Annotated in this window: 7 protein-coding genes; all 7 read right to left on the bottom strand. The window is 59.7% G+C overall.

Features of this window, described 5'->3' with window-relative positions; genetic code table 11:
* Positions 1-337 precede the first annotated feature (337 nt).
* Complete coding sequence (gene xerD / locus ACRX4W_RS09665; RefSeq protein WP_172674638.1) at positions 338-1,279, bottom strand: site-specific tyrosine recombinase XerD; 942 nt, start codon at positions 1,277-1,279, stop codon at positions 338-340.
* A 2-nt stretch (positions 1,280-1,281) separates the two neighbouring features.
* On the bottom strand, positions 1,282-2,943 hold the full coding sequence (gene pyrG / locus ACRX4W_RS09660; protein ID WP_055252564.1) for a CTP synthase: 1,662 nt from the start codon (positions 2,941-2,943) through the stop codon (positions 1,282-1,284).
* A 178-nt stretch (positions 2,944-3,121) separates the two neighbouring features.
* The gene (locus ACRX4W_RS09655) at positions 3,122-3,460 is read right to left on the bottom strand and encodes a helix-turn-helix domain-containing protein (RefSeq protein WP_040358312.1); all 339 of its coding nucleotides are present in this window, start codon (positions 3,458-3,460) and stop codon (positions 3,122-3,124) included.
* Between the two features lie 256 nt (positions 3,461-3,716).
* Positions 3,717-5,198 (bottom strand): DUF1846 domain-containing protein, encoded by a 1,482-nt coding sequence (locus ACRX4W_RS09650; protein ID WP_006234276.1) that lies wholly within the window; start codon positions 5,196-5,198, stop codon positions 3,717-3,719.
* A gap of 605 nt (positions 5,199-5,803) precedes the next feature.
* Positions 5,804-7,291, bottom strand: a complete 1,488-nt coding sequence (locus ACRX4W_RS09645) for a YfcC family protein (protein WP_432300256.1) — start codon at positions 7,289-7,291, stop codon at positions 5,804-5,806.
* A 138-nt stretch (positions 7,292-7,429) separates the two neighbouring features.
* Positions 7,430-8,425 carry an ornithine carbamoyltransferase gene (gene argF / locus ACRX4W_RS09640; RefSeq protein WP_117584234.1) on the bottom strand — a complete coding sequence of 332 codons (996 nt, stop codon included), beginning with the start codon at positions 8,423-8,425 and terminating at the stop codon, positions 7,430-7,432.
* A 102-nt stretch (positions 8,426-8,527) separates the two neighbouring features.
* Positions 8,528-8,653 (bottom strand): arginine deiminase family protein (locus ACRX4W_RS09635; RefSeq protein ID WP_229770747.1); only part of this gene is annotated, 126 nt, incomplete at its 5' end.

Below are 8,653 nucleotides of genomic sequence, written 5' to 3'. Positions count from 1 at the left end.
GCCCCACCACTCCACCCACCATATATTGCAAAACACCCCCAATCATATGTTCGAAAACACAATATGTTGTGTTTACAGCAACGGCGGGATGCCACCTGTGGCACCCCGCCTTTCAACCTCAACCTTCAAGTTGACCTTGAGGCGATTTTTGCGTCCCTTTACATGCCGTTCACATCGCCCCCAAACTCCCCCACCCAAGGCACATGCGGCCCGCCACCGCGACGACAAGTGGCAAAAAATGGGACGGACCCCAGATTGCCCATGCGCGCGCAAAAGCACGCCGCGGCAATCTGGGGCCCGTCCCCAAATACCTATAGATATGCAGGCCAGCGATGTGTTAACGATGTGCCAGCGGGTGCGCCGCCAGATAGACCTCGGTCAGTTGCGTACGATCGACATGCGTGTAGACCTGCGTGGTCGATATATCGGCATGTCCCAAGATCTCCTGTAGCACACGGAGGTCTGCACCGCCCGCAAGCATATGGGTGGCAAAGGAGTGACGCAGCGTATGGGGATGGAGTCCCACCAGCCCCACCTGGCGCCCGTAGCGCTCACAGATGGCATGGATGCCCTGGCGCGACAGACGGCGGCCGTTCTTATTTAAAAAGACCGCCGAGGTCTCGGTTCCGTGGGCATGGGCCGCCAAGCGAGAACGCCCCTCAGTTAAATAGAGCGTCAGAGCTCGCGCCGCGCTTCCCACCAGCGGGGACAGGCGTTCCTTTGAGCCCTTACCGCGAACGAGCACAAAGCCATCGTCGATATGGATATCGCCCACATCGAGCCCCACCAACTCGCTCACACGCAAGCCGCATCCGTAGAGCACTTCCAAGATGGCATGGTCGCGCAAGCCCATCTCGCCCTCGGGGAAGTCTTGATCGAGCAGCGCCGAGACATCCTCCACCGATAGATACTCCGGCAAACGCTCAGCCTTTTTAGGCAGGCGCAACGCCGCCGTTGGATTTTGGGCCACAATCCCATCGCGCACCAAAAAGGCATGCAGGCCCTTCACGGCCGCAAGCGCACGCTCCACCGAGGCATCGGAATAGCCCCCATCGCGACGGTCGGCGACAAAGCCCTCCACGACCTGACGAGTCGCCTCATCAAAAGACATGATGCCCGCCCGCTCCAGATAGGCGCAGTACGTCGTCAGGTCACGACGGTAGGCCGCAATCGTGTTGCGCGCCAAACCCCGCTCGACCGCGAGGTAATCGAGATACTCCCCCGCCGCCACGGCGAGCGACGAGGGAGTAGCTTCGGTATGTTCTTTGTTCGCCGGCACCCTTAGTCCGTAGCGAGGTTCATGGGCGTCACCTGTAGGCGATCGACACCCTCGTGCTGACCGATCGAGGCACGCACGAACTCTCGGAACAGCGGCTGCGGGTTGGTCGGACGGCTCTTGAACTCGGGGTGAGCCTGGGTTGCCACATACCACGGATGCACGTCGCGCGGCAGCTCGACCATCTCGACCAGGCGCTCGTCGGGTGAGAGGCCAGAGATAACCAAGCCGGCGTCCTCGAGCTGGTCGCGGAAGGCGTTGTTAAACTCAAAGCGGTGACGGTGACGCTCGTAGACGAGATCCTCGCCATATGCCTCGCGAGCGAGGGTATCGGCGGCGAGCTTGCACGGATAGGCGCCCAGACGCATGGTGCCGCCCTTCTCGGTCACATCCTCCTGCGAGCTCATCAGATCGATGACGCTAAACGGACCGTCCGGGTCGAACTCGGAGGAGCTGGCGCCGGCAAGGCCGACGACGTTGCGGGCGAACTCGCACACGGCCACCTGCATACCCAGGCAAATGCCCAGATACGGAATCTTGTGCTCGCGGGCAAACTCGGCCGCGAGGATCTTGCCCTCCAGGGCGCGCTTGCCAAAGCCGCCGGGGACCAGGATGCCCGAAGCGTCGCCCAGAACTTCGGAGACATTCTGCTCGTCGAGGCTCTCGCCGTCGACCAGCTGGACGTCCACATGGCGATCGTAGAAGACACCCGCATGGTGCAGGGCCTCGATAACCGACAGGTACGCATCGGGCAGCTGCGTGTACTTGCCAACGACGGCAATCTTCACCTTGTCGGCGTGATGGTTGGCGTGATTCTGTTTGCGCAGGAACTCGTTCCACTCGCTCATGTCGCGCTCACGCGGGTCCAGACCCAGGCGCTCGCAAATGCGCAGGTCAAAGTCCTGCTCGGCAAGCAGCTGCGGAACATCGTAAATGCTCGCGCAGTCCTCGTTGGTAAAGACGCAATCGGTGTCGACGTCGCAGAAGCTTGCGATCTTCCCGCGGATAGCGTCATCGATATGGTGGTCGGAGCGCAACACGATAATATCGGGCTGGATGCCAAAGCTGCGGAGCTCCTTGACGGAATGCTGCGTGGGCTTGGTCTTGACCTCGTGGGCGGCGGCGATATAGGGAACGAGCGACACGTGGATGTAGCAGACGTTCTCGGGGCCGGCCTCCTTGCGGTACTGACGAATGGCCTCGACAAACGGTTGGGACTCGATGTCGCCAATCGTGCCGCCCAGCTCGGTGATGACTACATCGGAGCCGGTCTGCTCCTCGATGCGGCGGAACTTATCCTTAATGGCATTGGTGACGTGAGGAATCACCTGCACGGTACCGCCTAAAAAGTCACCGCGACGCTCGCGGGCGATCAGGCTCTTATAGATGGCACCAGTCGTAAAGTTGGAATCGCGGGTCAGGTTCTCGTCGATAAAGCGCTCGTAGTGGCCCAGGTCCAGATCGGACTCGTAGCCGTCCTCGGTCACAAAGACCTCGCCATGCTGGAACGGGCTCATGGTGCCGGGGTCGACGTTCAGATACGGGTCGGCCTTTTGCATCGTTACCTTGTACCCGCGCGACTTGAGCAGACGGCCCAGCGAGGCCGCGGTAATACCCTTGCCCAGAGACGAAACCACGCCGCCGGTCACGAACACATGCTTGGTCATATTGAGTTACCTGCGCTTCCCGTAGAAGTTGTCCATACACATCTTACGGGTCTTCATTGTAATACTCGCGACGCACGCCGCACGCAATTTTTCTTACGCGCAATAGCATTTCTCCATCTTGAAACAAAACGCCGCCCGGTTTCCCAGGCGGCGTCGCTATGGCAAGGGTTACATGCTGCTATCGATCAGCAACCTCGTCCTCAAGCATTTCTTGAACGAGCATGCCGGTACGGACGCCCTCAAGATACCACTCACCACGTTCGGTGAGGCAAATGCCATTTGCAAGCTGACCGCCGTCGTCGCTATAACGCGAGACGACATCAATCATACCTTCGGAATCCAAGCGATCGATTGCGGCGCGGGCACGATACGGCGAAACCCCCACGCGCTCGGCAAGCGTTTTGCGCGAGAAACCATACGGCCCGCCATTGTCTTCGGTTTGCTGGTCGATCTCCATCAACACCAGCACCTCGACACGCTTCATATCGTTAACACTCGCACGACCCTTGCCCGCCATAGCAGCCTCCTCAAACCGAGCACGAGCATCTAACGCGCCGTGCGCGACCGACACACCTCACGATGGCAGGTAATATCCATCATGCGGCATCCCGCTAAGGATGAAACAGTTACGGTTATTGTATACCGCTCAAATTGTTTCTAGGCAGGTAAACAGCTATTTATCGCCGAAATAGACGCTTTATTGATCAAAAAGCCGTACCGGGCGCTAACCCGATACGGCCAAAATGCAATGCAATTACCGCGGTGCTTCAAACTTAGCGATGGAAGAAACCGCGGCGCTCAAACTTGGGCTCGCAGCACACGTTGATACCCAGTTTGCGCAGTACCGTCTCGTCCGTCGGCGAGATAATCACGCTAAAGAAGGCATCGCAACCGCGCAGCTGCTCCAGGCCCGAAAGGACGCGAGCGGCCGTCTCACTCGTGGCCGAGGTGATCGACAGCGCCATAAGCGTCTCGTCGGTGTGGAGGCGCGGGTTTTTGCTGCCCAGGAAATGCGTCTTGAGCTTGCTGATGGGCTCGATCGCCTCATCGCTAATGACCTCGAGCTCAAGGTCGACGCCCGAGACATGCTTGAGGGCGTTCATAATGAGCGAACTTGCGGCGCCCAGGCGCGTGGAGGTCTTACCGGTCACCACGGAGCCATCGGGCATGACCATGGCACCCACGGGACCACCCGTCAGCTGCTCCCTGGTGAGGGCCGCCGAGCGCGCCGGTGAGTAGTTCTTATCGATGCCGGCTTTCTTCATAATAATCTTGAGACGGTCGACTTGCTCATCGCCCACGCCGGTACGGCGCACATTTTCGACCGCGGTAAAGTAGCGGCGAACGATCTCCATCTTGGAAGCGTCGCGGCAGGCATCGTCATCGGTGATGGCAAAGCCGACCATATTGACGCCCATGTCCGTAGGGCTCTGGTAGGGGCTCTTGCCCAGGATCTTTTCCATCAGGGCACGGACTACCGGGAAGGCCTCGACGTCGCGGTTGTAGTTGACCGTGGTCTTGTTGTAGGCCTCCAGGTGGAAGGAGTCGATGATATTGGCGTCATCGAGGTCAGCCGTGGCGGCCTCGTAGGCAATATTGACCGGATGCGTCAGAGGAAGATTCCAGACCGGGAAGGTCTCGAACTTGGCATAGCCGGCGGCCGTGCCATGCTTGTGCTCGTGATAGAGCTGAGACAGGCAGGTGGCAAGCTTGCCCGAGCCAGGACCGGGGGCAGTGACCACAACGAGCGGTCGGGTGGTCTCGACAAACTCGTTCTTGCCATAGCCATCGTCGGACACGATCAGATCGACATCGTGCGGATACCCCTCGATGGGATAGTGCAGCTTGGCGGGAATACCGAGCGCGTTCAGGCGGTTGCGGAACACATCGGCAGCGGGCTGGCCGGCGTACTGGGTGATGACCACAGCCGCGACGGCAAAGCCGTTGCCGCGGAACAGGTCGACCAGGCGCAAAACGTCCTCGTCATAGGTAATGCCCAGGTCACCGCGAGCCTTGTTCTTCTCGATGTGGTTCGCGTTAATGGCGATGATGACCTCGACGTCGTCGGCTATGCTCTTGAGCATGCGAAACTTGCTGTCCGGCTCAAAACCCGGCAGCACGCGGCTCGCGTGATAGTCGTCAAACAGCTTGCCGCCAAACTCCAAATACAGCTTGCCGCCAAACTGCGAGATGCGCTCCTTAATATGAGCGGCCTGCAGCTCGATATATTTCGCGTTGTCGAAACCCTGGCGCATGTATGGCTCCCGTCCCGTTTCGTAAATTAAGTTCCTACGCGATTATAACGGAGCCTGCCCTCCCCGATGCCCAGGCCATCAACAGGCACCAACCAAACACGCCATCGATAAGTTGCGGTGAAATAGCTCCTGTTTAACCCCTCAAGACGGCCAAACGGGAACTATTCCACCGCAACTTCCCCTTTTGGCGCAAAGTAACCTGACCCCTTTGCACCAACAGCAGAAACGTCGCGGGCAGAGAACGAACAGCGAACAGACACCAGAGCGAGCAAGCCGCCCCCTGCGCCAACAATGGCAGCGCCGCAGGTTGAGCATAAGTCAGCGAAAGCCCACCAGAGCGAGCAAGGTGACGTGAAAGAGGAGGGCATAGGCCTTTTGGCCATGCCCGACGATTGAACGTCAGATTGCCGCTCTGGCGGGCTTGCAGCGTCGAGTGGTTCCGGCGTTTGGTAAAACGCCGGAACACAAGAGCGCCCCCTCCCGCGCACGGAACGGGAGGGGGCTAAAGGTAGGAGTCTACCGGTGGGTTGACCCCACCGGACAGACGATGACCAGGTGATCCGTTATAGGATCGTCATGGTTTCCGTGGGGTACCCAGGGGGTACTTAGATCATCACGCAAGCGATGGTCAGGATGATGGCGCAGACGACGGAGAGAGCGACGATGAGCTTAAGAGCAAACTTGAGCCAGGTCGTCCACTCGATCTTGGCCAGGGCGAGACCGCCCATGATGGCGCCGGAGGTCGGGGTGAACAGGTTCACGATGCCGATGGCGGCGGAGTAGATCATGACCATGACCTCGGGCGAGAAGCCGAGCTTGACAGCCAGCGGTCCCATGATGGGCATGGACACGGTAGCCATACCAGAGGTTGAGGGGATCAGGAAGGACAGGCCGAAGTAGACCAGGAAGCTCATGGGAGCGAAGATCACGCCGGACAGGCCAGACAGAGCATTGGCGGCAGCGTCGAGGACGTAGACGTCGAGGCCGGTGCTAGCCATGAGGACGGAGATACCACGGGCAAGAGCGATGACGAGGACAACGGACATCATGTCGGCAGCGCCGGTGATGAAGGTGTTGACGATCTGCTTCTCGGACAGGCCGCCGATAATACCGATCAGGACAGCCATGAGGAAGAACCAGGTGGAAGCCTCGTCGAAGTACCACTGGCCAATGGGCAGGCCGGTGATCAGGGCAGACCAGCCCTGAACGATGGCGTTACCGTCGGCGTCATAGACAGCGCCAGCATCGAAGAAGTTGGCGACGCCCTCGTTGAGGTCGGCCAGCGGGATGAAGCCGACAATCATGACGACGAAGGTGAAGGCAAAGGCGATCAGAACACCCTTCTGACGACCGGTGAGCTTGACCTCCTTGTTAACCTCGGAAGCAGCCTTGCCGTGAGTCTCTTCGGCGTCCTTGAGCTCCTGCATCGAAAGGATGGTGGAACCCTTGTCAGCCTTGACCTTCTTGGCATAGCTCATGACGAAGAAGATGGACATGGCGGTGGTGACAATCCACAGGACGGCACCGAGGCCGATGATGATGGACTGGTTGACCTCAATGCCAACGCCGGTCAGAGCGTCGACGGCAGCGCCGACGGCAAACGGGTTAACCGTGGAGCCGAGGCAGCCGCAGCCAGCGCCGAGCAGGACGGTAGCGGCGCCGACCATGGGGTCGAAGCCAGCAGCCATCATGGTAGCGGCGAGCAGGGCGTAGAAGGGAACGGTCTCCTCGCACATACCATAGGTGGTACCACCGAGGGAGAAGATGAGCATCAGCACGGGAATGAGCATGATCTCATTGCCCTTAAGCTTCTGCACCAGAACGGCAATGCCGTTGTCCAGGGCGCCGGTTTCGGTCATCATGCCGAGGAAGCCGCCGAGGATCATAACGAAGAGGCAGACGGGCAGAGCGTCAGCGAAGCCCTTGACCGGGGCGGTGCAGAAATCGCTCAGGCGGGCAGCGGTAACCGCGCCACCGGACGTACCGGAGACGATAACGGTAATAACCGCGACGATTGCCAGCAGAGCAAGAAGAATGGTGAACGATGAAGGCATACCGCGCTTTTTCTTAGCGGTCTCAGTCATAGTTCTCATCCCCCCTTCATAAATCATTTACTGATCTCGCCCGAAGCGGCTCTTCCGTGCCGTGCATGTCGCTCGGTGCGAGATTTTTACCAGACAAAAGCGCTCGGGGTGCGCAGCAATGCACCCCGAGCGAGATGCTAGATGCTCTTACTTGAGCGTAGCGTACATGACAGCCTTGATGGTGTGCATGCGGTTCTCGGCCTCGTCGAAGACCTTGGAAGCGGGGCTTTCGAAGACCTCGTCAGTGACCTCCTGCTCGGTGATGCCGAACTGCTCGCACTTCTCGGCGCCAATCGTGGTGTTGGTGTCGTGGAAGCTGGGCAGGCAGTGCAGGAAGATGGCACCCGGGTTGGCCATAGCCATGACCTCGGAGGTAACGCGATACGGGGTGAGCTGAGCGATGCGCTCGGCCCAGACCTCGTCGGGCTCGCCCATGGAGACCCACACGTCGGTGTAGAGAACGTCAGCGCCGGTGACGCCGTCCTTGACGTCGGTGGTCAGCTTAATGGTGCAGCCGTTGGCCTCAGCGATGGGCTTGCAGGCCTCGATGACGTCGTCAGCGGGCATGCACTCCTCGGGGCCGCAGGCCACGAAGTTCATGCCGAGCTTGGAGCAGACGACCATGAGGGAGCGAGCGACGTTGTTCTTGCAGTCGCCCATGAAGACGAGGGTCTTGCCCTTGATGTCGTAGTTGAAGTTCTCCTGGACGGTCAGGATGTCGGCGAGCATCTGGGTGGGGTGCCACTCGGTGGTCAGACCGTTCCACACGGGCACGCCGGACTTAGCGGCAAGCTCCTCGACGTCGTCCTGGGCAAAGCCACGGAACTCGATGCCGTCATACATGCGGCCGAGAACGCGGGCGGTGTCCTCGATGGACTCCTTCTTGCCCATCTGCGACGAACCCGGATCGAGGTAGGTGACGCCCATGCCCAGATCCATGCCGCCGACCTCGAAGGCGCAGCGGGTACGAGTGGAGGTCTTCTGGAAGAGCAGGACGATGTTCTTGCCCTCGAGATAGCGGTGAGGAACGCCGGCGCGCTTCATGTCCTTGAAGTTCTTGGAGAGCTTGAGCAGGTACTCGATCTCCTCGGTGGTGAGGTCGAGGAGCTTGAGGAAGCTACGGCCGGAGAGGTTAACACCCATGGTTCGTTTCCTTTCGAAAAAGTGAATTACTAAAAAGTGGTGCCCGTTTGACGGGCGAAACCGGTGCGGCTGTAGGGGGACCGCACCGGAACCGTTAAAACCTTAGAGGTCCTCGCGCCAGAAGGGCATGCTCATGCAGCGCGGGCCGCCACGGCCGCGGGAGAGCTCGGCGGAGGGCACGACGAGAAGGTCCAGGCCCTCCTTGTACAGCACGTCGTTGGTGACGGT

The organism is Collinsella aerofaciens, from assembly GCF_964283865.1.
Lineage (GTDB): Bacteria > Actinomycetota > Coriobacteriia > Coriobacteriales > Coriobacteriaceae > Collinsella.
Note: the sequence above shows the minus strand (reverse complement) of the source record. Positions and strands in the feature narration are given on the sequence as shown.